Origin of the sequence: Vibrio sp. Sgm 5 (assembly GCF_026241575.1) — a bacterium.
In the GTDB taxonomy this organism is placed as follows: Bacteria; Pseudomonadota; Gammaproteobacteria; order Enterobacterales; family Vibrionaceae; genus Vibrio; species Vibrio jasicida.
Genome location: NZ_JAPHPY010000016.1, coordinates 51,839 through 78,752, shown reverse-complemented (window position 1 = coordinate 78,752; position 26,914 = coordinate 51,839). Strand labels below are relative to the sequence as shown.

Below are 26,914 nucleotides of genomic sequence, written 5' to 3'. Positions count from 1 at the left end.
TCTAACTAAGCAATCAATTTATTATGCCATTACAATTGTTAGATTAACTTAGCAACGATATCGCTTGTTTAGATACTCTGACTAGTCGTGCAATGGTTTTTTGGAAAACCCATCTAATTAATCGGGCGGATAGATCTTCAACGATGGTCCCATAGTGACCGGCAAAAACAAGCATATGGCCTAATAAGCCTTTTAGTTGCTCTTCATTGCGCCTAGATGATTTTGCAACGGATTCTAGCTTTTTTGAAAGCCAATCATAAAAGGTCAAGCCAGCAATCACACCTGCTTGAATCGTTACCGTTGACAAAAGAGCCACATCTTTCAAATAAGTGATAAGTGCGCCCTGTATTCTATCGGCCCAATACTCCGAAAAAGAAGCTTGATTTCGTTGCTCGTACTTTAGACGGATAGGAGTAAATAAGTGGTCGTTCGATTTCTTCTTCAACGCTCCCCAAGAATCCGAGGAAGCTGTGTTTAGGTAACCCGGATTTTTGTTTTTTGCCATCAAATGGGCTGATATGCTTAACCCAGTGCCAGAGTCCAAACGGTACTCGCCTGTCGAAATTGGAGCATGAATAAATGGCCAGAGCGGTATTTTTGGTACAGGATCAGCACCATGTGTACATCGATAAACACCATCGTTTAGTTCTTCTGATGAGCGTGCGTATGCTTCCAGACCAACTCTAGGAGCGCCAAAGGTGTATAAGGTGGTTCTGATCTTCATCTCACTACGCACCCAATCAGCGCAAAGTGATGCGAGTGCTCCGCCTAAACTGTGCCCAACGCAATGTATACGTTTTGGTTTGGGGGTTATCTGCATAATATACTGCTTCAATTTAGGGCTAATACTTTGAAAACAATTGTTGAAACCAGCATGAGCAGGCGATCCGTTTGGTGATCCTTTCACCCCTATATTCGCATTTGTGATCCAGTCATTAGCATTTTGTGTTCCTCGAATCGAAATGACAATTTCGTTCTCAAATGTTGAACCCTTACCATTGCCAACCACTGCAAACGCCTCTGAAGTTCTCATCAAACCAGGGACAACTTTACGCAATACCGGTACATTGGATAAACTCGCTACACCACCTGTAAAACCATCAAATACATCATTTTCAGAAAAAGAAAAGTGATTTGAAAAACTGTTTTTGCCCGGCATGATAAAACGGCCATTATTTTCATAAGCTTTATAAGGAATATCCGCTATTTCTGAAGCCATTTTTGGTGTTAACTTTGCCATTACGTATCCTTGTTTAGTAATATTTTTTCAGAAAATCCTTTCAAATCACACCTACTTATAATTTCAAGATCGAGGCCATTCTTAACAAATTTATTTTTAAAAAAGTAATGATATTCGTCTGAATTAATCTCACAACTTAAATCAAGAAGATTATCTGAAATAAATTCATAGGGTTTCACATCAGAAAATCGAGCTTCTAGTAAGTAGTATTTTTTGCCATCTACAAAAATGTAAATGCCAATGTAGCTAGAGGATTCATGAAGGACAGGTTCTTTAAACGTCTGATAGTGGTATGTGGGTTCGAAATTAAAATAACCCTTTTCTGACGTTATTGCCTCGGTGATATAACGGTTGTTAGAAAAAGCCGTGTGTAGATAAACTACCTCGCTAGTAAACGCTTTCCCGTCTATGTATAAGCTACCAGTGATTTCTGAGCTAAGTGTGTATTGAAACTTTTTTGATTTGAAGAAATTAAACATATCTGCGTTACAACCTGTTGAGAGCAATAATATTGTGGCACTCATAAGGAAAACCAGTATTTTAGTCATTCGCTTACCAATATCGTACATAGGTCAACCCATCTCCACGCGTGAGACGATACTATGTCCTAATAATCTCAATTGCCAGCCTAGAATCGCCCCAATTTTAAAAGTAAGTCATGCCAAATCTTATATCTAGGCGCACTTTGAAAAATAATGTAAATAATATGTCCATTACTTTCATGGCTGGCTTTGTCGCGTAATTCGTTTTCGAAGCCGAGCAGTCTTATTTAGATTGATAGTCAGCCAATATGGCAAGTTTTAGGCATACCAAGCCCATTTTCGCTTTAAAACTGACATCAACGTCCTTGGCTCGACGGCTGATGCAACTGTAATGTGGGCAGCGAAGCTCGTCTTCAAACTAAAGCCTCGCTCAAAATGAATTTATGGAATGACACCATTGGATACATGACTTATTGCTGTCTGACGACCACGATATCGAGAGTATTGAAGTCTCTTACCTAGGCGAAGGTAAGTATGTCGCTGCGTTTGATGTTCGATGGATAAACTCTAATTAACACTCAAAATCTGAACCACTACACTCGGCGTTTCAGCTGGGTCATTCCAGCGAGCCTAGGCGAGACTAGGGGAGTTAGTATTTAATATGAATCAAAAAAGTGATAAGGAGATTGCTTATTGTGATCCTGAAGTAATGACGTTGGCTTCTAGCGCATTTTTGCCCCTGTTTTGTGCTGGAAAAAGCTAATGTCATCAGACTCTCGTCGAGAGTTTTCGATAGACAATCTAATGTCAATCGTGAGGTGTGTAGAAATACTTTAAGCGAGCAATTTCACTGATAAATCGGCACTTTAGTCATAATCTACGCACCAAAAAAGCAAACTTCCAAAGTGTCGACATAATTTGACCTCGGCGTTAAGCAGTTTGGTGACTGGAAGTGACTATTTGATATTTATTAGTAAGTTACACGTCTTTTAGTGGTACATGATGCATATGAACTGTACAATACACGGTTCATATGCCTAGATGTTGAGATATAAATGGAAATCTTTGCTACCCCACCTTTTGTTGCTATCGCTTGGATCTGCACTGTTGTTAGTTGCGTTTACGCTTTTGTTCAAAAAAGCAACGTGATCAAAATTACGCAGAAATTCGATAATCTAAACACTACTCACAATGAGCTAAAAGTTGAAAACAGTACGCTACAACAAAAGTTCGAATCGTTGGAAGTTTCATACAATGCATTACAAGTTCAAAACACTACTCTAGAACAGAAGATCGTCGAAATCGAAAAGAACGATATCCACGATAACTATCAAGAAGTGCATCAAAACGGCCAGACCAACTTTAACCAAGGTGTAATCAAAGGCGACTTTGTTTACAACAAATAAGAGTTCTAGGCTTGTCTATGTGTGAAACAAGATTTGATATTCAAAACATTGAAGGTGACTTCTACAATGTAGAGTCTCCAGAAAATAACGTTGACTCCATTATTAACGTTATCATTGGTGATATTGCATCTGCCAACGTGAGAATCGATCGAACTGATCGGTCCTTTCCCGCAAATGTTACTACGAAGATAAACCACAACATGCTCAAGACTAAACGTCGTATTGTCTTGCAGTACAAATCATATTCATCCCATATTGAAAAAGCCTACACTCTTGCAGAACAAAACATAATCAATGGAAAACAAACGGCAATGGAATTGCTTAATGAAATGTACTGCAATTCATTAGATAAGTATGGCATTGACTCATTTGAACCCGACATAGAACAAGTACGGCAGCATGCAGACGACATCATAAGCGATGTCATAAAGCAGCTCAGAAAGTTTGTGTATAGCTCAGCCAATGTAACTCAATACAAAGAACAAGTAGAAATTGGACTAAACGTTGTTGTCGCACATGGTTTTGTTGAATGCTGCGTACTGGAGAATCCTAACAATGCTCCCAACTAAAGGCTCTCACCCTGAGATGAATGTGCTCTACATTGGTGGCTTTATCTTAAAAAAGCTTCATGAGCGCAAAAGAAAGCGTATGACTATCACACAGCTAATTAAAATCGGCACTAAAGAGCTTTCTGTGTCCGTAGACCACATAATTCTAGCGTTGGATTGGCTGTATATCATTTCTGCTATTGGCTACGATAGCAAAGAGGTTTTTATCAATGAAGCTACTTAGATTTCTCTTAGAGATCGACGGTGTAGAAACACGAGAGATACCGTTTTTAGACAACTTAAACATCATCACGAGTAAAAAGAAATCTGACGCACCTGGTAACAGCGTTGGTAAGTCAACTTTAGGCCGAATTCTCGACTACTTGTTTGATGGCTCAATTAGCCCAATTTACATTGATGATGAGTTTCAAACACCGAAGCAAGAGATTGAACAGCTTTTCACAAACAGTGAAGTATACGTATCGCTTGAGTACCTTGGTCTAAACAATCAGTTTAGTGTTATTAAGCGCAGACTATCTACCGATAGTACACTGCAAAGCTACATTTTGAACGGGCAAGAAGTAACAAGCAAAGAATACATTGCACACATTATGGGCAGTATTTTCAACGTCTACTCTGCTAAACCAACGATCAGAAAACTTGCTCCGAAGTTCTTCAGAACAACGCAACACCGTATGACAAAGACTGTTAACTTTGATAACGGTAGGAACGTTAGTAAATCCGATATAAACACGGTTTTTCTGTATCTGTTCAACTTTGATGACACTGAAATACTCAGTAAAATCCACAGACTAAAGACCACCATCAAGGGCTATGATAAGAATCTGAAGGCCTTTAATAGTGTCATTTCTCAAGACAAGATTGTCGGCTCAGTATCTAAAATAAAGAAAGAAATAGCTAAGTTAGAAAAGTCTTTATTATCGTCTGAAAAAGGCATTGATAAACTAGAAATCGTATCAAAAATCAACACGATAGATGACGAGCAAAACTCACTTTCTGACCAGATTCTGTCTTTAGATTTAAAAATCAAGAACATAATTAAGACTAATGAAATACTAAAAACTAGTGAACAGCATTATTTGCTCGATGAACTGCGAACTATCTACGAGTATGCGTCTGTGAAGATAGAATCTACTCTTGAAGATTATCAGCAAGCACTCGCTTTCCATGACCATCTGTTGAGCACCAAACGAGAGTTTGTGTCACATGGACTAGATAAACTGCAACAGCAGCATGAAAAAGCAACTATCAAATTCGGCCAGTTAAAAATTCAGAAGCAAAGCCTATTCGATGAACTAAAGTCGAAAAAGAAAATCGAAGAGATATCTGACACGATGAAGGAAATTGGTAAGCTTGATAAAGAGTTAGCCAAACTAACAGCCATTATCGACAAAAAGGATGATATCGACTCAAAGCTAATACTTGAGCAACAAAGATTAACTGAATTAGCTGGCGAGCTTGAAACTGAGCTCAACAACGTAACCTCTTTTGAAGAAAAGTATATTGAAAACTTCAAAGACTACACTCGCGATTTTTACGGAGTTGAGTACAACTTCAGTCTTCATTTAGATCAAGAAAAGGGTGAATGCTCGCCACATGTCGACGACGTAGAATCAAACAACGAGGGTGGATTAAAAAGACTGGAAGTTGTTACATTTGATTTAGCATACATCAAGACTGTTTGTGACCAACAAGCATTAAGACCTAACTTTGTCTTACATGATTCGATTGATGAAATCGACATACAGCATATTCGTAAAATGTTTGATGAATCAATTCAACTATCAGGACAACACATTGTTTCTATGCTGTCAGATAAGCTTGTTGAGCAAGATTACACCAAATACAAAGAGTTCATCATCCTTGAGCTCTCTCAGGACAACAAATTCTTCAAGATATAAACACAAAATCTACTTATGCTTAGAGGGATAAAGTAGGTTCTGAACCCTCTAAGCTTTAGTGAAAAATTTAAAGTCATATGTTGGTGCTAGCAATCACAGTAGGATCGTTACGGTTGCATCAGCAGCCAATGCTCTCGAATAACAAAACCGTCTACTTTATTTTCCCCAAACTAAAGTTATCCGATACAGGCGACCTCGGGCACGGGTGACAACTCATTTCTGTCCACAAACAAGTTTTAAAAATCTCAGCCCAAAAACAAAAAGGCGAACCAATCGGTTCGCCTTTGTTTATTTAGATTCTACATGTACTAAAGCATTCAAAAAGTAGACAAACTTGACAGCTAGCCTAAGTTTTAATAGACAATTTTGAGATTCAAACGCATTTAAATTTACTACAAAGTAGGAGGGCAGGTGTTGGTATCTCTCACTTTGAGGTAGATTTGGTTGCCGGTCATTAGTACCATTCTCGACTGTTCCCTTCCTTGGAGCCTATAAGCCCTGTTTCGATACTTGGATTGTGGGATCCCAACTTCTTTGTTTTGTGTTTTTGTTCAGATCGTCTTGTAGAGGATTGAGTTCACACTGGTGCACTTCAACGTTATTATATGCACCAAAATTAATACAAACCAACGTTTTATTAAATCTGTTGATTAAGGTGCTATACAATGGATATCGAAGTTTCTTATACAAGTAGTTATCGCTCACCTGTAACGAAGCAAATTCAGCAAATGATCGAAAAGTACAATGCGGATTCCTTACTCAAAGAGTTTTTGCAAAATGCAGATGATGCGAAAGCTTCACGACTAACAGTTGCACTTGATCTTCGAAACCATGGTTCCCTTAAAGAACAAGCCTTAAACATTGCCTCAGGTCCTGCTCTAATCATTTCGAATGATGCGCTTTTTAACGAGCAGGACTTCAAGGCAATTGATCAGATTATGGATGGAGGTAAGGTCAATAAAGCTCAATCTACTGGTAGGTTTGGACAAGGTTTTACATCCAGTTTTAGTATTAGCGATCATCCTAGCCTAATTTCTGGTGGTATGAGGCATGGTACTTCTAAATGGTTTGATGCACATAAATCAGCCATTTGTAAGGAACTAAAAGACGAAGTCGCGACCTGGAAGCATGATGAGGTAAGCAGTAGTACCTATGAACGTTTAGAACCGTGGTTGCGCACTTTTCTTTTGCCTGGCGAGGAAGATACTGTTGGCCGAACAGTTTTTCGATTACCTTTGAGGACTCCCGAAACTGCGAAAACTAGCGAGATATCGAGTCAGATTTTCACCGAGCAGCGCTTCTACAAATGGTGTGATGAATGGAGAAAAAGCTCAGACAATTTGCTTTTTCTAAGGAATGTCCATACGTTAGTTTTGTGCAAAGTTCATGAGGATGGAAAGACGCAAGAACTATTGAAAATCGAAACTAAAAACATAGAAGAGATTAATTCAGCAAAGCAAAAGCTTAACAAAGCCATACCAACAAACATGTCTCCCCAAGAGATTTGTCGATCTTGGCTATTGAACAATATTGATCTCCCAACTGTGATGTACGAACATGAATTTCAGTGCCATTATTTCGATCGTAGTACGTCACGTAAAGAGTCTTTTCACTCTAAATGGGCTGTAGTCAATGGGTTATTCAAAGGAACAGATAGTTTACTTCTGAAACAGGCTCTAAAGTTTTTGGGGGTGGGGCCAAACTTCAGAAAAGTGTTACCTTGGGCTGGAGTAGCTATACCGATAGATCAACAAATTTCTAAAAACGATGAGAGAGGTCAGTTCTTTACCTTCTTACCATTAGGTATTAGAACGAAAAGCAAAGCGCACATGCAAGGGTGGTTCGAACTTGACGATAAACGAACCTCAATAGTATTGAAAGCTGGGAATGACGATCAGGCACCATTAGTGAAATGGAATCTCATGCTAGCTGAAAGCGCAATAGGCGAGGCATGGGCAGAATTATTGCTTCAGTACAAACACAACTTTTCAGAGGCTGAATACTATCAATTTTGGCCAAATCTATCTAAAGACTCAGATGAAATTACATCGTATATACAGAAAGGTTTCTACAAACGAATGGCGAAAGCTGAATGTTTGAAAATTTGGCATAAAGATAATTTCTATTGGGCGAAGCCCTCCATTGAACACTTCTATTGTACGCGTCAGGCCAAAGTTGAGGCTCCTACCAAAGAGCTCAAAAAAGTCGTACAGAAAGAACTTAAACTAATCTTCCCAGAGCCGCCTAGATTTGTTGTGTCTAATTTGAGAGCCTTTGGCGGCATAATCTCAGAGTTTACCCCTGATGTATTGATTGATGCCGTTTCAGTTAGCGCCCAAAATTTTGTGTTTCCTCAGGAAGAACGCTTACTTTCTCACTTCTTTTTTGCTCATAAACAAAGTGTTTCTGATGTTCTTAAATATGCGGTTTTAGGAAAGCAAGGAGTAGCGGGTGTCATCGGACTTCCTTTGCAGTATTGCCTCGATAATAAACTACACAGAATCCAAGACCTATCACTGTTTTCTAAGAAGCACGACCTATCACTTTTCAAAAATGACAAATCTAAGTTTGTTGACCAAAGTTTGTATGACCTTGAACTGAAGGAAATGCCTAAGCCCTGGTTAATCTCAACTTTAGAAAACAAACTAAAACTGTTATCAGAAATGATGACCTCAGAGTCAGTAGACCTAGATTGGTTTGATGAAGTAGTTGATTTGATTCGCCGCTCTGGTGAAACCGAACGACTAACGGACAAAGTAAAGCAACTTTTGGTGTCGCTTCCGGTTTACAAAATTAGTGGCTCTAGAGCTTGCACGCTACAAGACTTAGCTTCCGGAGGGAAAGTTCCTTACCTAGAGGTAAAAGCTGATAACAGAGAGCATTATGAGAAGCTTGGAGTTTGTCTTTTTGATAAACAATGGGTACAGAGCTATCAAAAGCTGAACGATCTTTTAACACCTAACTTTAGCCCTCTCAGTAGCATCACCAATGAGGTTGTCTTGGCTCATATTGCTAAGATGAATGAGTCAACAAAGTCCTTTTTGGAAATCCCAGCCTTTAGACACTTTGTCCTTCGCTCTATTGGTAGAGCGGATAAAACTCATCGCGATTACAGATATTTGATAGAGGAAACTAAAAATCATATCCCCCTTGCATTAACACAGAATGGTTCGCTTAAGTGCATTAACGATAGCAAAACGAGTCTATATTTACCTGGTGGTTTCAGCGTTGATAAGTCATTAGCGCAGATAAGTGACCTTTATGACCTAGTTGACTCCGGCGAGGTTGATTTCTTCAACGTTTTTGAAAAGCTCAATGTTTCGACGATGTCGTTTTCTGACTATATTGAGAATGTTGTTGTTAAGTATTTGAATGGGGCTAACGATAATGAGCCTAAGACTCGACTTTTAGAATGGTTGTGTAAGGAGCTTGAATCTGTTCGAAATGAACCAAACGCCATAAGATTACTAACTTCCGCAAGTTTAGTACCTGCCGCTGATGGTTCTTTTCTAAGAGCTGCTGAGGTTTACGTTCCAAGCTTCTTCGGGACATTACCTGAGTCGCTTAAAGCGACTGCAAAAAAATTGAGCCCATTCCAACATGAGAATTGGAGTGAGTTACTTGAGTTGTGTGGGGCAAAAAAGACGGTTTCTATTAAAGCTCTACTTCAAGGTGCTATACATATCTCAAAAAGGGGGGACGTAGAGGAAGCGTTTGACCTAATACGCTTTATTAAGCTTCATCTTCCAGAGTTTGAAAATGCAGCTAAACAGTACGCGGCTTTTCACAAAGAGTTTTCTGGGGTTTCATGGCTCCCATGTGTACCGGGTGAAAATGTCGTTGATGGAAAAGAACATGCAGCTTTGCAATTAGGTAGTCCTAACTCAATCACGCTACGTACTTACAAATACAAACTGTGCCCGAGCTTTCATCTTCTTGCACCAAGAATTGAGAGTGAAAACCAAAAAGAAAGGGTGTCTGGTCGAGACTCTTCAAATTCTCTCTACAAGTTCTTAGGTTTGGAAACTTTAGCCCAGACCAGACATCAAGTTCGGAATTATCAGAAATTAGTTGGGACACCAATCAATCATAGCAACGAACGTTTTCTGTCAAACGCAACTATACGGTTTTACGCTGTATGCGGAAGGACTAAACAGCTCAGCGATGAAGATAAACCGAAAAAAATTTTAATTAATAGGGAGTGGGTTAACCCTAAAAACGTATTCTTCCGGAAAGTGTCCGGCTTACCTGACTTACACTCAGTCGAAGATTTTCTTGGAAGTTTGAAACACGACCAACTCGACATAAAAAAGGGACTGGAAAGACTAGGTGTAAGGGTTGCACCGGGTAAAGAGTTTCTAATTGATTACATAACGTTAAACCTAGGTCTAGATCGAGTGTTAAGTCATGAGCAGACTCTCGTAGCCAAGTCTGTTCTTTCTTTAATACAAGAAAACCATTTAAAAGTGATAACTAAATCGGATGAAGTGCCGCTTTTGACAACGCTCGGCAAAGTTTGCAAAAGTTCCAAAGTCTTAATAGACGAGGGAGATGAGCTTGAATCAGCTAGTTCTAAGAATGAGCACCTTCGAGTTTGTGTCGGTGAATTTAAGAAGTTAGCAGCGCAAACGAACGCTAAATCTATCAAGTATGATTCAGAGATGAGTATTAAGAATGATGAGACTGAGTTTCTTGAGTCGACACAGGTTCCAGATGATATTGCAAAATTTAGTAGGAAGTTGAAAACGACTTGGTTTGAAAATGCAGTACGAAGGTTAGCCTTTCATAACTTAAAATCACCACGTAGCGAAGCTGAACAGAGCTATAGAGATCGATTGATACCAGATCGAATCATCATGTGTAAATCTCTGACTTTATCTTGCAACATCGGTCTTCAATGGATCTATGATACAAACAAAAAGAAAGTATTTAATAGAGATGGTGAATTGTATGTTGTCCTTGGCTCAACGAGGGTACTCTGTGAAGCTTTGGCTAGTTATGTAAGTAACGAGTTTTCTCTAAACGCTGAATCATCCATCATGATTGCGACTTTGGTAAAGGATATCGAGTCTGAAGAAGAAGCAAACGAATATCTAGGAGAGGAGAAGGGAATACCTGAGCTCCCTAATGAAACGAAGTTCACCAAACCAGTATATTCTCATGACTCCGCCACTGGCGAATCTGACTTTGTAGGCTTGATTGAAGCTGATTTAGATGAAGAAGAATATCACACGGAAGATAATGCCGTATCAGATGAGCCGCAGACGATTCCCGTTGGCGTTAATAACAATGTCGTTGAAAGTGGATATGTTGGACTAGAACCCAAAAAAATAAAGGACGAAGTCCAAGACTTAGGGGATCAAATTCGAAGGTTAGAAGCCCATCTTGATAAAAGCGAGTACCAGGAGAGAACCGTTAAACCTAGTATTCCTAGCAACCAAGAGAAAACCCAAGACTCAGCAGAGGCGCGAACAGCTAGTGAGCAAATAGAAAAGGGTAATTTGGGTGACTTAACCTACAATGCACCAAGGGAACCTCGTTCCAAACCACGAAATTCTAATGAGAAATTAGATAGACCTAAACTGGATGTCGGACACCGTGACTATGTAAGTCACAACAGGAAAAGTGGTATGGGGACAGCTTTCACAGGTAATCAAACGACACTTTTGGGTGATGTTGGAGAAGACAATGTGTTAAATGCAATTGTGAAGACGTTACCTTCTGGTCATAGAATACAGAAAGCACCGAAAAACAATCCTGGGTACGACTTGCTAGAGATTGATATTAATGATGCGGTTGTCAGAAAGATTGAAGTAAAGACTCTTCCTGCTGGGTGGGGAGAGAGAGGTGTGAAGTTAAGTAGAACCCAAATAGAACTAGCACTAGCTGACCCTACATGGTCTTTGATTGTAGTTGTTGGGCAAAACACGTCTCAAGCAACATTTTTAGATTTGGGTAATCCGTTCAACAAAGTGAAGTCATACTTTCTACCGAATGATTGGAACCGGGAGTTAGTTGGTGATTGTGTCGAAGTTTTGCCTTTGGCCTGATAGTTCTAGACCAATGCATTACCTTAAAAAAATAGACAAACTGAAGTTTGTCTATTTTTTTCCGCCAAGATAACATCTCGTCCAAACAAGATCGTTGGTTTACGTTAAAGCTTAATTTCCTCGGAGTTATTTACTTCAAGCTTAATCAATCTTGTTCTGTATAAAGCCGGGCACTAGAGCTCGTATAGAGTCAACATGCTCTAACTCATGCCTATTCATCAACTGCAAGTTGAAGGCATGCGGCGGCAAAGAAGCATTAGGCGTGCAGTCTACGTGGAGGTCATTGAGCACGTAGCCAGCTAACGCTTCGTTGGTTGTAATGTTTCGCACGTATTGACCTTCCATACCAAGGTCAATAGCCAAGTCATTTCTATTCTCATGCATAGAGTGAGGTGCAACACTCAGGACAACGTCACGGTTCCAAAGAGCATCGTCCTTTATAGTCTTGTCGTATGAGCAGTCAGTTTGTTCAGCCTTAAGAATTCGACTAATTCTAAAGCACAGGAATTTATGTCTTTTACTGTCCCAAGCACGGATGTGCCACACCCCAAGTCCTTTGAACAGAGAATGAGGAGTCAGTGTTCTCGTTTCAGTACTGGTTGAGGAGCTGTACAGGACAGAAATACAGTGCTTATTCAGGATCGCCCTTGTTACTTGGGAGACAATATCAATGGATAGTGAATCCAACACTGTTGCGAAGCTGTTCACACCATAAGTTGTTACTGGAATTGAGTTAAGCTCCTGACCCCATGCGATTAATCTCAGAGCTGCTTCTGGGTCATGCTCAAAAGCTGGACTAAACGATGCTGACCTCATATACGCACGCAAGCTTTCGTTAAAAACCGTGTTGTCGTGAAAACGTTCCTTGTAAGCATTAAAAGAACGGCTTGCTGTAGCAACGGCAATATCACCGTGCTGAATAAGGTCGGAGCGATTTACTTTCCCAAAGAAGCAGAGATAGAAATCAATAAGCCTTAGTCGTTTGGTTTGCGGAGATTCGACACAACGCACAATGATTACCCTTATCAAAATGAACTGTACTAATTTACTCTAACGAATCATTTGATTCCAGTGTAATGTGACATCAGTTGATTTAGTAGCCAATGCTTGACACCATGTATTTGGTGTAAATTTATGGTCGTTGAGGATTTTAATGAACGTTTCTTCACTGAACACTCATCTATTCAGACCCATTGCCGGTGACAATGGCCTTCATATGCTTGCTTTGCTGGTGGAGCTTGATGCCTTTTTAGACCCAGCCCAACTAATTGATGAACCAACCCCATCGCAAGTGCGGGGTTTCATCAGAGACTATATCGCTAACCACAATCTGCGAATTGAGATAGAGTCTGGTGAATCGAGTGAGTCCAAGTCTGCACCAGAGCAATACACTTATTCACGTTTGCGTGATACAGGGTGGCTAAGGGAAGAGCGAGAAAGTGGGTATCGTTATGTTGTATGGATGTCACAAGATGGACGTCGATTACTAAACTTTTTGCAATCGATGAGCGCTGAGCATCCCTCACTGGGGATTGTATGCTTGTCAGTGCGATCTAACTTAGCAGAGGTAGTTAAGGATCCTACTAGTGGTTCACTGATACGGAAAGCAGCTGACGATATGGAGAGTTTCTTGAATCGAATGCGTGCTTTGGTGGGGAATATTCGTGAAATTCATCATCAACTAAATCATGGAAGCTCACAAGTTAATGGCCGATTCGAGTTTTATTTTAACGAATATTTAGGTGAACTTTTTCTTCCAAACATTGAAAAATTAGCACTCAAAGGCAACCCTAAGCTTCATGGCAACAAGATTCTTAAACTGGCTAATATAATCCGTTTTGACTCTGATCTTCTCGAAGAATGTGTAAAAGCGTACAAGCGAAGTGATATTGCTAATTCATCTAAGGAGCTGGTGGAGAACGACCTTGACCGACTGAGTAAAGCTTTTGAAGGGATTGAGCCGTTGTTTGCCAAAACACAAGATTACGCTAGGCGTATCACTCGTAGGATCCATGAACAAATCAAGTATACGGTTCATACACCAAGTGACATCGGTCAACAAATTCAATTCTTGCTTGAGAAGATCGGACAAGATGATTCAGTAAATACACTTCCTAGCTTGTCTATTGGTGAAGAACTGATTTCTTGTAGCCGCTTTGCTAAACCGAAGTCTAAGGCAATCGAACCTTCAGAATCATCACGACGGCAACAAAAGCCGCTATGGGAAAAGCGAGCCTACAACCAGCTCAAACAGGAACATATAGACTTTCAGAAGTGCAACTTACAGCGTGTAGATAAGTACCTAGAAGATTCATTGAGAGGACGTACACAAGTCACGACTGATGAGCTGACGATTAACAGCCCAGATGAAATGATGGCTGCTCTTCACTTACGTTTACTTGCTCAAGGAGTACCCAAAACGCATGTATTGCACCCACTCCAAGAAAAATATCATGTGTCGTTTGATGATGGAGAAGCATGGACAACTTTAGAGGCTATGGCAGGACGACGTTTGATTATCCGCATTAAAGATATGGAGATAACATCATATGGCAAGTGAAATTATTCTTCGAGAACTTAAAGATATAGAGGTAAAAACCTCTGCCGATTACACCGACAATTTGCGGAAAACTTCAGCTTATTTAATTCGGAATCAATGGGTTTGGAAAGAAAAGCGAGGTCACAAAGAGCACTTCAAACGGTGCGAAGATAACCAAACGTACTTCCATAAATTGTTCGATAGCTTAGATATGACATGGCACTTTGATCGTAATTTTGGCTATGCGGGAGTCCTTCCACGAGGTGTTGGTAAACGCCTCGATGTTACGACCACGATTTTCTTACTGATTTTACGCAAGATGTATGACACGGAAGCATCGATGGGACGTACAGAGCTTGGGCGAGTAAAACCTCCTGCAACAGAACTTATAAACCAATATGAGTTAATAAAAGGAAGTCGTCCACAAGTTACAGAAACCTCTCATGCACTAGAAAACTTAAAACGGAAAGGTGTCATTGAGCTTGGGGAGAAGGATTTTGACACCAAGTTATTTGAAATAACGGTACTCCCTAACATCACGAGAGTAGTAAGTGCTACTTATTTGGGTCTCTTAGACGAGTTTATGGATAGCTTTTCTAGCGACGAATTAAAAGACGGCTCAGCAGAATGTGACGAAGCAGTGGAGGTATCTTATGACTAGTGACAAACAATCTATGAATTCACACAGACTGAGTAATATTATTCTCGCTCAATGGTACTTGTTTGAATTAGAAACCTTTGATGTTGCTCAAGCCGGTGCGACTTTATTCTCTGGTGATAATGGAGCAGGCAAAACTACGATCTTTGATGCTATACAATTTGTGCTTATGGGAGGAGACCAGCGGATCACTCGCTATAATGCAGCAGCAGACGGCAGAACATCAGAGCGTACAGCCCGAAGTTATGCGCTTGGTGAGTTTCAAGATAATGACTCAACTAGTTTGCTACGTGATAATGCCAACTCCTACATTTTCCTCAATTTTTATGATGAGTTAAAGCGTCCATATAGTTTTGGTCTCACCTTCTATGCCTCTAAGCAATCTCCTAGTGTTGAGAAAATACGTGGTCATATAATCAAAGGTTATCATGTAACTGAGTCTGACCTTTTGTCCGATGAAGGCAATTTTTTACCTTGGGTTGATTTCGTGGAACATATGAAGCGCACAGCCAAGGGACTAAATGGAGCGATGCGTTATGAAACGGTTGATGGGGCCCGTATTATTCGAGAGAAAATTGCAGAGCTAATGTCTCGCAATCAAACAAGAACAGGGAAGATAGAGTCCAACTTATTGGTCAAAACACTATCGAGCGCACTGCAACTCAAAATGGATAGCCCTATTGATGTGTTCATTCGCGACTTTATTTTACCTCCAATGCCTATAGAGACTGAGCAACTGCGTGAGGACCTTATTGCTCATCAGCGTATTGAAGAAGAAATAAAACGCGCAAATAGCCATAAAGCTGAGCGAGCAGCGCTATTGGAAGAGTGTGAGAAGATTACCAATTTACGTATTGCTGCTCACCATGCTCAGTGGGTGTTTCAAGAAGCTAAGACATCACACCTTAATGAGGAATGTGATGCCAAAGAAGATGAAAATGAAAAACAGCAGCGTCGTTGGGAGAAAGCTAATAATACACTTGAGCTAGAAAGGCCTCGTTTACCATCGCTTAAGGATCGTCATGAGAGTGCTGTGTTTGCATGGCAGAATTCAGATTCAGCCAATTTAAACAGAGAAGTGGCTGCTGCTGAAAGAGCTGTCCAATCATCCCTTAACAAAGTTATGACAGCCATAAAATCATTTCAAACTACTACTCTCGACATCAAATCATTTCAATTTCCCGACACATTCGATATACAAAGCTTTGAACTGTTTGCCACGCAATGGACCGAGTGCCTAAGTGATTTAGAGCAAATAAAGGTACATGAGTTATCAGCCTCTACGCCCGATAGTATTGTTTTGGTAGCGGATAAGCTCATAGCATTAAAACCAACACTGTCTAGTATTGGTAGCTTGGTTGAGAAGGCTGATAAGGATGTCAGCAAAACTGTAGAGAGATTAAAGACTCACGGAAGTTCTATTCAGCAACGCATTAAGCGTTTATCTAAGGGACTATCAGATATTAATCAATCAACAGCACTGACGATTGATTTGCTAAAAAGTGCTGGAATTTCAGTGACACCAGTATGTGATGTTTGTGAAATTAATGATAAAGAGTGGCAGCCAGCAATTGAGTCTTATTTAGGAGCTAACCGAGAAGCCTTACTTATTGCTCCTAATGACTTTGAACGAGCCCTTGAACTATATGAAATCGCACAGTTGAAAGATGGAAGAATCAAACGTGCTCGTATTATCAACCCAGATCATGCATTAAAGCAAAGTAGACTTCCGTCAATAGGTATGGTGTCGACCTTGGTTGAGACCTCAGACTCTACCGCTCGTGGCTTTATGAATATTCTGCTAAATCGCACGCGCATTGCCAGAACACGTAGCGATTTACGAAGAGAGACGAAGGCGCTGATGGTTTCTGGTCTTGCAACGGGTAGCGGTACCGTTGGTGGAACGTCTCATATTGATGGGCTAATGATAGGTAAGAATGCTAAAACTGAGCAGAAAATAGCACTTGAGGCAGAGCTGCTCGAGGTGACACAGCGTTTAGTCAATGTAAATGCCCCTGCAATGATGTTAAGCAGACTAAACCAGCAATGGGCGAAACTTTTTTCAGCCCTCATGCAAGGAGCTGAGGATGCCCAGAATATCAATTCACAATATCGCATTGAATTAGGCCGACTGGAGCAGGCTAAAGAGCAGTTGAAGCCTCTATCATCAGCAGATGAGCGATTAAAGTTAGCAAAAGAAGAAGCGGAAAAAGCGTGGAGTGATTGCAACAATAATATTAGTCAAGCTGAAAATGATAGAGAAAATGCTTCTCTTGAAATGACTAAATTGACTGTTGTTATTGAGGAGCTATCAACTAAACGTGAAGAAGCGGAACAGTTTCGAACTCAAATTGAGCAGTCGTTCTTGCATGATACTACTAAAGCAGATCAACAATGGCAGAAGATCGAGAAGCAATTTGAAAATCAAGAGGATTTGTACTCGTTGATCCAGAATGAAGCGAGTTTACGAGCTCAAGATTTTCGTGAGAAAGAAATACGTGCACGGGGTGCATTGCGAGAAAATACTATTGCCTTTACTAATTACTTCTCTGAGGACATTGCCAATCGACAAGAGCTGTTGGAGGCTGCAAGGCCAGATAACAGTAACGTTGAAGCCTACTTGTTTATTGAGGCAGATTGTCGAGATTGGATTGAACGTATTTTGTCCGTTCAACTTCTGCAACACCAGCAAGCTGCTCAGGCAGCAGCAGAACAAATGGAGCAGAATTTTAGAGGTATTATTGTCGGAGAGTTGCAGAGTCGGTTTGAGCAGATGAAATTTACTTTTAATCAGCTTAACCGTTTACTCAAAGAAATTCCATTCCACGACAATATTTATAGCTTTCACTATAGCGTTGTAGAATCAGAAAGTTTAAATAAAGTATATGACTACATCACCACAGCAGATCGTGAAGAAACTGAGCTCGTAGGGACTATGTTTGATTTACCTTCTGAGCATGAAGCCATTGGGTTGCTAAAAAGTGCACTTATAAATGGGGATGATCTTATTACCGAGATAAGAGATTATCGAAATTTCTTTACTTATGACATGAAAATGAAAAACAAAGAAACAGGTGAGGAAAATCGCATAAGTAAGATGCAAGGTACGGGGTCAGGTGGTGAGCAACAAACTCCAGCATATATAGCGCTGGCTGCTAGCTTTATGAATGTCTACAAGATAGGTAGTGAATCAGGGCAAGGGGCATCGTTAGTTTTACTTGATGAGGCATTCAATAATATGGATGCTGGCAATGCGAGCGCCGCTGTAGCATTTCTCAAAGAGATCGGTTTACAGCTATTAATAGCAGCTCCCCCTGAGGTTACGTTAAAGATAGGCAAAGAGATGGATCAGATCTATACAATCTGTCGTGAGGGAAGAGATGTTGCAATCGATCATACTAAGATTTTTGAGCGTGGTCAGGAACTTATTGATCAACGTAATCCAGTATACCACCCAGAGTTGATTACTGAGAGAGTCGCTGAATTGAAATCAAAGGCTACGTCTGATGTTTGATATGAGTCAAAACCTAGAGAGGCTGCTGACACAGTTGAGCAAGAAGATTGACCTCTCAGAAGAGGTCAAATCTGGGGTCACTATACGTATAACCGATCGAGCGTATAAGTGGTACTTTGCTCTAAGCGACACTACCAAAGATGCCTTACATCGAGAGATGGAGAATCTTGGGTTTGTTTGCCTCCGGTACCGAAAAAAGGTGATGCTCGGAGCATTTAAGCATATTGAATCCATTCATGTGGTTGATGGTGGCGTTTTGCTTGATAGTTTAGGTATTACGCCAAGAATGAAGCTTATATGTGATTTGAGCACTCAACTTGAAAGTGTATCTTTCCAAGTGTCATGGTGGGAAGAAACGCGTGACGAGATTATTATTGCGTGGTCGCAGAGCAAAACTTTTCATGGCATCAAACCTGTACAAGTTGAGCTGATTTTGGACGCTATGAAGTTGGTCGAGATCATTTCATCATCGGTTTCTGTGTCTCTACCAGATATGCGAACTCTGAGTGTTAACCTCTATTACGATTCAAAGAGGTTGGAGAATAAAACGCTTGTTAATCTTGTTTATAAGTTGATGTTGCCGCATTTAGAACCTGACGTTGCTGAGATGATTGAAACGGGAGAAGAGCTGCTAGAGCACTGTGGTATTTGTAAGTACCCAGTTCCGATGCGTTTTAAAGCGAAAGGAACATTGATCTGTCAAGGAAGAATTGATTTATCAGCTTTTCAATACGGTATTGGTGTTTCACCGGATGAGGTTTTGGGAGTTGAGTGGGTACAGGATGTACCTTATGTTCTTTTTATTGAAAATAGAACCAGCTTTGAACGATATGTCCGAGAAGTTGATGATGAAGGGCTTGTGATTTATACCGCAGGATTCCCTCCTAGCGCATGGATGAGAGCTATTAATCTCCTGGTGAATAATCTCATAAACCATGTGCCACTGTATCATTGGGGAGATCGTGATGTCGGAGGATATAGAATCTTAGCGTTTTTGGCCAAGTGGCTTAATGCTGACATCGCCCCATATTTGATGGGTCTTGACTTGGAAATAGGTCTCAAACTTGATGAGGCCAAAACTACAAGACCTGTCTCTGAACTTATTCTCGCTTTGGAGTCTGCCAGAGATTATCCATCCATATCAGTGCTTTATGACAAGCTTGTTGCATTGAATCAAAGTGAACTGAATTGGATAGAGCAAGAGCTAATCCCTCCGAGGAGCCCAGTTACTTTATTGCGATAATCTTATATACAAAAAGGCGAACCAATTGGTTCGCCTTTGTCTATTTAGATTCTACAAAAATTAATCTTCGTAGTTATCGATGCTTGGGCACGAGCAGATTAGATTACGGTCGCCGTATACGTTATCTACGCGGTTTACTGTTGGCCAGTACTTCCAAGATTTGGTTGCTTTTGAAGGGAAGCAGCCAAGCTCACGAGAGTAAGGGCGGTTCCATTCTTCTTTCGCTAGGTCAACTTGAGTGTGTGGCGCGTTAACAAGCGGGTTGTTATCTAGCGGCCATTCACCGTTCTTAACCTTTGTCATCTCTTCACGGATTGCGATCATCGCATCACAGAAGCGGTCTAGCTCTTCTAGGTCTTCCGATTCCGTTGGCTCAACCATTAGCGTGCCTGCTACTGGGAACGACATGGTTGGTGCGTGGAAACCGTAGTCCATTAGACGCTTCGCGATGTCTTCTTCGCTGATGCCTGTTTCTTCTTTTAGTGGACGAATGTCGATAATACATTCGTGCGCTACACGGCCGTTAGAGCCACGGTAAAGAACAGGGTAGTGAGGGCGCAGTTGCTCCATCACGTAGTTTGCGTTCAGAATCGCTACTTTCGTTGCGTCTGTTAGGCCAGCTTCGCCCATCATTGCGATGTAAGCCCAAGAGATTGGCAGGATAGACGCGCTACCCATATCCGCTGCGGATACTGCGAAGTTTTCGCCGTCTGCACCGTTTTCAATGTGACCCGGAAGGAAAGGCGCTAGGTGCGATTTCACACCGATAGGCCCCATGCCCGGACCGCCACCACCGTGTGGGATACAGAAGGTTTTGTGTAGGTTTAGGTGAGAAACGTCTGAGCCGATGAAGCCCGGCGTTGTTAGGCCAACCTGTGCGTTCATGTTTGCGCCGTCAAGGTAAACCTGACCGCCCGCTGCATGAACCATTTCACACACTTCTTTCACTTGCTCTTCGTATACGCCGTGCGTAGAAGGGTAAGTGATCATGATGCTTGATAGGTTGTCTTTGTGTTTCTCGATTTTCGCTGCTAGGTCAGTGACGTCGATGTTGCCTTCTTCGTCACACTTAACCACAACCACTTTCATTGACACCATAGACGCTGTCGCAGGGTTAGTACCGTGCGCAGAGCTTGGGATCAAACATACGTTGCGGTGACCTTCGCCACGGCTTTCGTGGTAGCGTTGAATCGCGATAAGACCTGCGTACTCACCTGATGCACCAGAATTTGGTTGTAGTGAGAATGCGTCGTAGCCTGTGATTTCACATAGCTTCTCTTTCAGATCTTTTGCTAGTGCTGCGTAACCGGCTGCTTGTTCTGCTGGTGCGAACGGGTGGATCGAACCAAACTCAGGCCAAGTTACTGGAATCATCTCTGCTGCTGCGTTCAGCTTCATCGTACAGCTGCCCAATGGGATCATGCCGTGCGTTAGCGAGAAGTCTTTGTTCTCCAGTTGTTTTAGGTAACGCATCATCTGTGTTTCGCTGTGGTGCGTGTTAAACACAGGGTGCGTTAGATATTCTGTTGTGCGGCGCAGTGCTTCTGGAATCGCTGCAAACTCGTTGCCTGCAATTTCCGTTGATAGTGCTGCGACTTCTTCTTTCACACCGAATACTGCGAATAGGGCTTCTACGTCCGCCACGGTTGTGGTTTCGTCGAAGCTTACACCTAACTGAGTACCCAACTTACGTAGGTTGATGTCTGCGGCTAGTGATTTCGCGTATAGGTCTTCAGTTTGTGCACCAGTATTGATGGTGATGGTGTCGAAGAAGCTGTTGTGAGCAAGTTCAAAGCCGCCTTTCGTTAGGCCAGCAGCTAGGATAGCGGTCATGTGGTGCGTACGACGAGCAATTGTGCGTAGACCTTCTGCGCCGTGGTAAACCGCGTAGAAAGACGCCATGTTCGCTAGTAGAGCTTGAGCGGTACAGATGTTTGATGTCGCTTTTTCACGACGGATGTGTTGCTCACGCGTTTGCATTGCCATGCGCAGTGCTTGGTTGCCGTTAGTATCGATAGAAACACCGATAACACGACCTGGCATTGTACGCTTGTGCTTGTCACGTGTTGCCATGAAGGCTGCGTGTGGGCCGCCGTAACCCATAGGAACGCCGAAACGTTGTGCTGAGCCGATTGCAACGTCTGCACCCATTTCACCCGCTGGTTTCAGTAGGGCAGAAGCCAATAGGTCAGTGGCTACGGTTACTAGCGTTTTGTTCGCTTGCGCTTTTGCGATAATGTCCGTTAGGTCACGAACTTCACCCGTTGTGCCTGGGTATTGAACTAGCGCGCCGAATACGTCTTGCTCTGGTAGTGATTCTAGAGAACCGACTAGTACTTCAAAGCCGATGAATTTCGCACGAGTTTTTACTACTTCGATGGTTTGTGGGTGAACGTCGTCAGCAACGAAGAATACGTTACTCTTGCTCTTACCCGCACGCTTACAAAGTGTCATCGCTTCTGCGGCTGCCGTTGCTTCATCAAGCAATGACGCGTTCGCGATTTCCATACCAGTAAGATCCATCACCATTTGTTGGTAGTTTAGAAGGGCTTCTAGACGACCTTGTGAGATCTCTGGCTGGTAAGGGGTGTAAGCGGTGTACCAGCCCGGGTTTTCCATCACGTTACGTAGGATTACGTTTGGCGTGAAGGTGTTGTAGTAACCCTGACCAATGAATGTACGTTTAACTTGGTTCTGATCGGCGAACTCACGCATTGCTGCCAGCATGTCTGCTTCGCTTTTCGCTTCTGCCAAGCTCATTGGCTGCTCTAGGCGAATTTGTGCTGGTACGGTTTCGTCGATAAGCGAATCTAGGCTAACTGCGTTGATCGCTTCCAACATTTTCTGTTGGTCAGATTTGTTTGGTCCGTTGTGGCGAGCAACGAACTCGTTTTGTGTGCTGAGGCTTTGAAGTAATTCAGTCATTGTCCTTTACCTACTCCTTGGCTCGGGTAACGGAGTTGCGTTACTGATAAATTAAATTATACGTCCGAACCTAGAAAAAAAGCTGTCCACTAATCGTTATGCTAGGGGACAGCTTTCGTCTCATCCTAATTACTCTTCTTCGATAGAGCTTAGGTATTCTTCCGCATCTTTTAAGTCATCCAACTCAGATGGGTTTGAAAGCTTCACTTTCACAATCCAACCACCTTCGTATGGTTCTTCGTTGATTAGCTCTGGGCTGTCTTCTAGCTCTTCGTTGATTTCAACTACTTCACCAGTGATTGGTGAGTAGATGTCTGAAGCCGCTTTTACAGATTCCACCAAAGAAAAGCTTTCGCCTGCTTCGACTTCATCTTCCACGTCTGGTAGGTCAACGAATACCACGTCACCCAGCATTTCTTGAGCGTGCTCTGAAATACCGATAGTTACTGTGCCGTCACCGTTGTCACGTACCCACTCGTGGCTATCTGTAAACTTCAGTGTTTTGTCCATTGCTTAATCTCCAAATAACTTGTCAGGATAGTTTCTGATTTAATAAATCTTTTACTGGTAAAGAGGGTAGCGACTGCAAAGCTCTTTTACTTGCTTGCGTACGCGTTTTTCTACTTCTGCGTCACCTTCAGGGTTGTTCACCAAACCGTCCAGTACGTCACCAATCCAATTACCGATGAGTTTGAATTCTTCAGCGCCAAAGCCGCGGCTTGTACCCGAAGGCGTTCCTAAACGGATGCCCGATGTAATCATAGGCTTCTCTGTGTCGAATGGGATGCCATTTTTGTTACATGTGATGCCTGCACGCTCTAGTGCTTCTTCTGCTTTGTTACCTTTCAAGCCTTTAGGGCGAAGGTCAACCAGCATCAAGTGCGTGTCTGTACCACCAGTTACGATATCGCAACCGCGAGTTTGCAATACTTCTGCCATGACTTTTGCGTTGTTGATCACTGAATCAATATAAGTTTTGAATTCAGGACCAAGCGCCTCACCGAACGCCACTGCTTTAGACGCAATCACGTGCATCAGTGGGCCGCCTTGTAGACCTGGGAATACTGCTGAGTTGATTTTCTTAATGATGTCTTCGTGGTTGGTCAAAATCATACCGCCACGTGGGCCACGCAATGTTTTGTGCGTTGTAGTCGTAACAACGTGTGCGTAAGGAAGCGGGCTAGGGTGCGCGCCTGTTGCGATAAGACCGGCGATGTGCGCCATGTCGACCATAAGAATCGCGTTTACTTCGTCTGCGATTTCACGGAATTTTGCGAAGTCGATAGTACGTGGAATAGCACTACCACCTGCGATGATCATTTTAGGTTGGTGCTCAAGTGCTAGCTCACGAACGTCGTCGTAGTTGATTTCTAGTGTTTCGCGGTCAACGCCATATTGAACTGCATTAAACCACTTACCAGAAAGTGCAGGGCGCGCACCGTGTGTTAGGTGGCCACCTGCGTCTAGAGACATACCAAGAATGGTGTCACCAGGTTGAAGTAGTGCCAATTTTACTGCGCCGTTTGCTTGGGCGCCTGAGTGTGGTTGAACGTTTGCGTATTCACAATTGAAAAGTTTTTTCGCGCGTTCGATAGCAATGGCTTCCACTGTATCTACGTGCTCACAACCACCATAGTAACGGCGACCTGGGTAACCTTCAGCGTATTTGTTTGTTAGGCAGGTGCCTTGAGCTTGCATTACCGCTTTAGACACGATGTTCTCAGAAGCGATAAGTTCTATTTGTTCGTTTTGGCGAGCGAATTCTGCCTGAATTCCAGCAAAGACAGCGTCATCTGTCGCAGAGAGGTTGGTAGAGAAAAAGTTTTCCAAGCTGTGGTTAGGGTAACTCTTGTTCATGGTAGTTGACCTTCCAAATCTTAAAATGAACCCGCACTAGAAATAGTTGTTTGATTGCGATGGTGGCTCATTTGTCCTCAAAACAGCTGAACTGCATAGCAGAACAGAGTGAACTTTCGGCCCGAATAAGTGGGCAAAACTCCGTTGGATTGTGGTTTCTCTTGTCCAATCTCTTACGGAAATGTGCATCTCTACATCTAACAAGTTGGTAACATAGCGCCTGCGGCACGAACAATCAACCAAAAATTTCCTATAGGAAACGAGATTTCTGGTTTTGTTAACAAGAGCACGCTTTAATTAACTCGGTGGACTTTTATCCACTATAGGGTTCATGCACAATGCTAATAGGAAGGAATAAAGGATATTTACAGAGGGATTTATGGCAGAAAGTATTTACGATGAATACCCGTCAATGACGTTGGCGAAAGAGCAGCAAGACCAGAATATTGAACCGCTTAAGCTCGGTCAGCGCATTAAAGATATCCGCTCTAAACTTGGTATTACGTTAGAAGAGGCGAGCCAACGAACTGGCCTTGCGCGTTCTACGCTAAGTAAGATCGAGAATGAACAGATTTCTCCAACGTTCCAAGCGATGCAAAAATTGGCGCATGGTTTGCAAATTGATATGCCGCAACTGTTTGAACCACCGAGAAAAAAGGTCGCGACAGGGCGCAGGGATGTAACCAAGAAAAAAGAGGGTAAACCACACCCAACCCAAACCTACGAACACGAGCTGTTGGCGACTCAACTTTCCAATAAGAAAATGATGCCTTTTAAGAGCCAAATTCGTGCCCGTAGTTTTGACGAATACAAAGACTGGGTTCGTCATGATGGGGAAGAGTTTTTACTCATCTTATCAGGTGAGGTGATGTTTTATTCTGAGTTCTATGAGCCTGTTGTATTAAGCGAAGGCGACAGTGTGTATTACGATGCGAACATGGGTCATATGTTGACCAGTGTGAGTGAGGAGGATGCACACATTTTGTGGGTGACTGCCAAGTAGTGATAAATAGTTGTAAATTTCCTATAGTGAAAGCAAACGTTTGCTATCGGTTTTGAATGCGTTATGATGGCGCTCTGTTGATGATATCTCACTCAACAGAGCGCCTTTTTTGTGCGTTCTGTTGTGATTAAAATGTTAAAAGTCACACTTTTGAAAGTCGAGTGATGTCTTGTTCGTGCAAAATTGAATCAAGCGTGTTTATTATTGGAAACACAACGAATGCCGACAGCATCATCGGGTCTATCTAAATGGAGACGAAAATGACTCAAGAACTTCTGAAAACACCACTGCATGCACTTCACGTAGAAGTAGGCGCAAAGATGGTCCCGTTCGCGGGTTACGACATGCCAGTTCAATACCCACTAGGCGTAAAGAAAGAACACTTACACACTCGTGATGCAGCAGGTCTGTTCGATGTTTCTCACATGGGGCAACTCCGTTTGATTGGTGATGGCGCAGCAGCGTTCTTAGAGACACTGGTTCCGGTTGATATTGTTGACCTAGGTGCGGGCAAGCAGCGTTATGCTTTCTTTACCAATGAGCAGGGCGGCATCATGGACGACTTGATGGTGGCTAACCTTGGCGATCACCTGTTTGTTGTTGTGAACGCAGCATGTAAAGAGCAAGACATTGCACACCTTCAGGCGCATCTTCCTCCTGGCATCGAGCTAGAGATCATTGATGATCGCGCACTGCTTGCGATTCAAGGCCCTAAAGCGGCGGAAGTACTAGCGCGTTTCGCACCAGAAGTAGCAGAGATGCTGTTCATGGATGTTCGCAAAGTTGAGCTGCTAGGCGTTGAGTGCATTGTTTCTCGTAGTGGTTACACAGGCGAAGACGGTTACGAAATCTCTGTTCCTGCGGACAAAGCAGAAGAGCTTGCTCGTAAACTCACAGGTGAAGAAGAAGTAGAGTGGATTGGTCTTGGTGCTCGTGACTCACTTCGTCTTGAATGTGGTCTGTGTCTGTACGGTCATGACTTAGACACAACAACAACGCCTGTTGAAGCAAGCCTATTATGGGGCATCCAAAAAGTACGTCGCGCTGATGGCGAACGTGCAGGTGGCTTCCCTGGTGCTGACATCATTCTTAAGCAGATCGAAACGAAAGACGTTGCACGTAAGCGTATTGGCTTGGTTGGTCAAACCAAGGCGCCAGTTCGTGAAGGCGCTGAGCTGTACGATGCAGATGGCAACAAGATTGGCGTAGTAACCAGTGGTACAGCAGGCCCTAACGCAGGTAAGCCTGTATCAATGGGTTACGTACGTGCAGATCTAGCGGCCATCGGCACAGAGCTGTTTGCAGAAGTACGTGGCAAGATGCTACCAATGACGGTAGAAAAAATGCCGTTCGTACCACAACGCTACTACCGTGGTTAATTAGCTTAATTTATTGATTTAGAGGTTTAAATACGGCTCGTTATTCCAGCGAGACTAGGCGAAATTAGGCGAGACTAGGAATCTACCTCCCACGTGCTGTTTAACTGCAGTGACGCGGTTAAGAATAAGCAACTATGAAGTAGGTTCC

Annotated in this window: 17 protein-coding genes; 11 read left to right on the top strand and 6 right to left on the bottom strand. The window is 42.4% G+C overall.

Going from position 1 to position 26,914, the window contains the following annotated elements; genetic code table 11:
- Positions 1–43: 43 nt before the first annotated feature.
- Both OQJ86_RS11250 and OQJ86_RS11245 read right to left on the bottom strand, forming a co-directional pair.
- Positions 44–1,240, bottom strand: coding sequence for a lipase family protein (locus OQJ86_RS11250; RefSeq protein WP_265987777.1), 1,197 nt, complete (start codon positions 1,238–1,240; stop codon positions 44–46).
- Entirely contained in the window at positions 1,240–1,809 is a 570-nt protein-coding gene (locus OQJ86_RS11245; RefSeq protein ID WP_050568441.1) for a DUF6795 domain-containing protein, read from the bottom strand. The genes OQJ86_RS11250 and OQJ86_RS11245 overlap by 1 nt, the downstream gene beginning before the upstream one ends.
- Before the next feature lie 968 nt (positions 1,810–2,777).
- Here OQJ86_RS11245 and OQJ86_RS11240 point away from each other — a divergent pair.
- From OQJ86_RS11240 to OQJ86_RS11220, 5 genes are all read left to right on the top strand, one after another.
- Positions 2,778–3,128: a hypothetical protein gene (locus OQJ86_RS11240; RefSeq protein ID WP_265987776.1), complete on the top strand. Its 351-nt coding sequence runs from the start codon at positions 2,778–2,780 to the stop codon at positions 3,126–3,128.
- A gap of 17 nt (positions 3,129–3,145) precedes the next feature.
- The gene (locus OQJ86_RS11235) at positions 3,146–3,697 is read left to right on the top strand and encodes a hypothetical protein (RefSeq protein WP_265987775.1); all 552 of its coding nucleotides are present in this window, start codon (positions 3,146–3,148) and stop codon (positions 3,695–3,697) included.
- Positions 3,684–3,920, top strand: a complete 237-nt coding sequence (locus OQJ86_RS11230; protein WP_265987774.1) for an ABC-three component system middle component 6 — start codon at positions 3,684–3,686, stop codon at positions 3,918–3,920. The genes OQJ86_RS11235 and OQJ86_RS11230 overlap by 14 nt, the downstream gene beginning before the upstream one ends.
- Positions 3,907–5,598: a DUF2326 domain-containing protein gene (locus OQJ86_RS11225; protein WP_265987773.1), complete on the top strand. Its 1,692-nt coding sequence runs from the start codon at positions 3,907–3,909 to the stop codon at positions 5,596–5,598. The genes OQJ86_RS11230 and OQJ86_RS11225 overlap by 14 nt, the downstream gene beginning before the upstream one ends.
- Before the next feature lie 665 nt (positions 5,599–6,263).
- Positions 6,264–11,648 (top strand): sacsin N-terminal ATP-binding-like domain-containing protein, encoded by a 5,385-nt coding sequence (locus OQJ86_RS11220; RefSeq protein ID WP_265987772.1) that lies wholly within the window; start codon positions 6,264–6,266, stop codon positions 11,646–11,648.
- A gap of 141 nt (positions 11,649–11,789) precedes the next feature.
- On the opposite strand, the gene OQJ86_RS11215 is transcribed toward OQJ86_RS11220, so the two are convergent.
- The gene (locus tag OQJ86_RS11215) at positions 11,790–12,659 is read right to left on the bottom strand and encodes a WYL domain-containing protein (protein WP_265987771.1); all 870 of its coding nucleotides are present in this window, start codon (positions 12,657–12,659) and stop codon (positions 11,790–11,792) included.
- Between the two features lie 142 nt (positions 12,660–12,801).
- On the opposite strand from OQJ86_RS11215, the gene OQJ86_RS11210 reads away from it, so the two are divergent.
- From OQJ86_RS11210 to OQJ86_RS11195, 4 genes are read left to right on the top strand one after another with little or no spacing between them, the layout of a single operon-like run.
- Complete coding sequence (locus OQJ86_RS11210; RefSeq protein WP_265987770.1) at positions 12,802–14,208, top strand: Wadjet anti-phage system protein JetA family protein; 1,407 nt, start codon at positions 12,802–12,804, stop codon at positions 14,206–14,208.
- Positions 14,198–14,848, top strand: coding sequence for a DUF4194 domain-containing protein (locus OQJ86_RS11205; protein ID WP_265987769.1), 651 nt, complete (start codon positions 14,198–14,200; stop codon positions 14,846–14,848). Before OQJ86_RS11210 ends, OQJ86_RS11205 begins: the two co-directional genes overlap by 11 nt.
- Positions 14,841–18,359, top strand: coding sequence for an SbcC/MukB-like Walker B domain-containing protein (locus OQJ86_RS11200; RefSeq protein ID WP_265987768.1), 3,519 nt, complete (start codon positions 14,841–14,843; stop codon positions 18,357–18,359). The genes OQJ86_RS11205 and OQJ86_RS11200 overlap by 8 nt, the downstream gene beginning before the upstream one ends.
- The gene (locus OQJ86_RS11195; protein ID WP_265987767.1) at positions 18,352–19,602 is read left to right on the top strand and encodes a Wadjet anti-phage system protein JetD domain-containing protein; all 1,251 of its coding nucleotides are present in this window, start codon (positions 18,352–18,354) and stop codon (positions 19,600–19,602) included. The genes OQJ86_RS11200 and OQJ86_RS11195 overlap by 8 nt, the downstream gene beginning before the upstream one ends.
- Before the next feature lie 60 nt (positions 19,603–19,662).
- Here the strand turns inward: OQJ86_RS11195 and gcvP are convergent, their stop codons facing one another.
- From gcvP to OQJ86_RS11180, 3 genes are all read right to left on the bottom strand, one after another.
- On the bottom strand, positions 19,663–22,527 hold the full coding sequence (gcvP, locus tag OQJ86_RS11190) for an aminomethyl-transferring glycine dehydrogenase (RefSeq protein WP_265987766.1): 2,865 nt from the start codon (positions 22,525–22,527) through the stop codon (positions 19,663–19,665).
- 129 nt (positions 22,528–22,656) lie between these two features.
- Positions 22,657–23,037 (bottom strand): glycine cleavage system protein GcvH, encoded by a 381-nt coding sequence (gene gcvH, locus OQJ86_RS11185; RefSeq protein ID WP_005451648.1) that lies wholly within the window; start codon positions 23,035–23,037, stop codon positions 22,657–22,659.
- Positions 23,038–23,088: 51 nt separating this feature from the next.
- Positions 23,089–24,384, bottom strand: coding sequence for a serine hydroxymethyltransferase (locus OQJ86_RS11180; RefSeq protein WP_265987765.1), 1,296 nt, complete (start codon positions 24,382–24,384; stop codon positions 23,089–23,091).
- Between the two features lie 379 nt (positions 24,385–24,763).
- On the opposite strand from OQJ86_RS11180, the gene OQJ86_RS11175 reads away from it, so the two are divergent.
- On the top strand, positions 24,764–25,387 hold the full coding sequence (locus tag OQJ86_RS11175; protein ID WP_005431308.1) for a helix-turn-helix domain-containing protein: 624 nt from the start codon (positions 24,764–24,766) through the stop codon (positions 25,385–25,387).
- Positions 25,388–25,647: 260 nt separating this feature from the next.
- A complete protein-coding gene (gene gcvT / locus OQJ86_RS11170; protein WP_265987764.1) occupies positions 25,648–26,766 on the top strand; it encodes a glycine cleavage system aminomethyltransferase GcvT in 1,119 nt (372 codons plus the stop codon).
- The last annotated feature ends 148 nt before the right edge of the window (positions 26,767–26,914 follow it).

What these genes read in the sequence shown, in the direction of transcription:
- OQJ86_RS11250 (WP_265987777.1), bottom strand. Translation starts at nt 1,240, where the DNA reads ATGGCAAAGTTAACACCAAAAATGGCTTCAGAAATAGCGGATATTCCT.
- OQJ86_RS11245 (WP_050568441.1), bottom strand. Translation starts at nt 1,809, where the DNA reads ATGTACGATATTGGTAAGCGAATGACTAAAATACTGGTTTTCCTTATG.
- OQJ86_RS11240 (WP_265987776.1), top strand. Translation starts at nt 2,778, where the DNA reads ATGGAAATCTTTGCTACCCCACCTTTTGTTGCTATCGCTTGGATCTGC.
- OQJ86_RS11235 (WP_265987775.1), top strand. Translation starts at nt 3,146, where the DNA reads ATGTGTGAAACAAGATTTGATATTCAAAACATTGAAGGTGACTTCTAC.
- OQJ86_RS11230 (WP_265987774.1), top strand. Translation starts at nt 3,684, where the DNA reads ATGCTCCCAACTAAAGGCTCTCACCCTGAGATGAATGTGCTCTACATT.
- OQJ86_RS11225 (WP_265987773.1), top strand. Translation starts at nt 3,907, where the DNA reads ATGAAGCTACTTAGATTTCTCTTAGAGATCGACGGTGTAGAAACACGA.
- OQJ86_RS11220 (WP_265987772.1), top strand. Translation starts at nt 6,264, where the DNA reads ATGGATATCGAAGTTTCTTATACAAGTAGTTATCGCTCACCTGTAACG.
- OQJ86_RS11210 (WP_265987770.1), top strand. Translation starts at nt 12,802, where the DNA reads ATGAACGTTTCTTCACTGAACACTCATCTATTCAGACCCATTGCCGGT.
- OQJ86_RS11205 (WP_265987769.1), top strand. Translation starts at nt 14,198, where the DNA reads ATGGCAAGTGAAATTATTCTTCGAGAACTTAAAGATATAGAGGTAAAA.
- OQJ86_RS11200 (WP_265987768.1), top strand. Translation starts at nt 14,841, where the DNA reads ATGACTAGTGACAAACAATCTATGAATTCACACAGACTGAGTAATATT.
- OQJ86_RS11195 (WP_265987767.1), top strand. Translation starts at nt 18,352, where the DNA reads ATGTTTGATATGAGTCAAAACCTAGAGAGGCTGCTGACACAGTTGAGC.
- gcvP (WP_265987766.1), bottom strand. Translation starts at nt 22,527, where the DNA reads ATGACTGAATTACTTCAAAGCCTCAGCACACAAAACGAGTTCGTTGCT.
- gcvH (WP_005451648.1), bottom strand. Translation starts at nt 23,037, where the DNA reads ATGGACAAAACACTGAAGTTTACAGATAGCCACGAGTGGGTACGTGAC.
- OQJ86_RS11180 (WP_265987765.1), bottom strand. Translation starts at nt 24,384, where the DNA reads ATGAACAAGAGTTACCCTAACCACAGCTTGGAAAACTTTTTCTCTACC.
- OQJ86_RS11175 (WP_005431308.1), top strand. Translation starts at nt 24,764, where the DNA reads ATGGCAGAAAGTATTTACGATGAATACCCGTCAATGACGTTGGCGAAA.
- gcvT (WP_265987764.1), top strand. Translation starts at nt 25,648, where the DNA reads ATGACTCAAGAACTTCTGAAAACACCACTGCATGCACTTCACGTAGAA.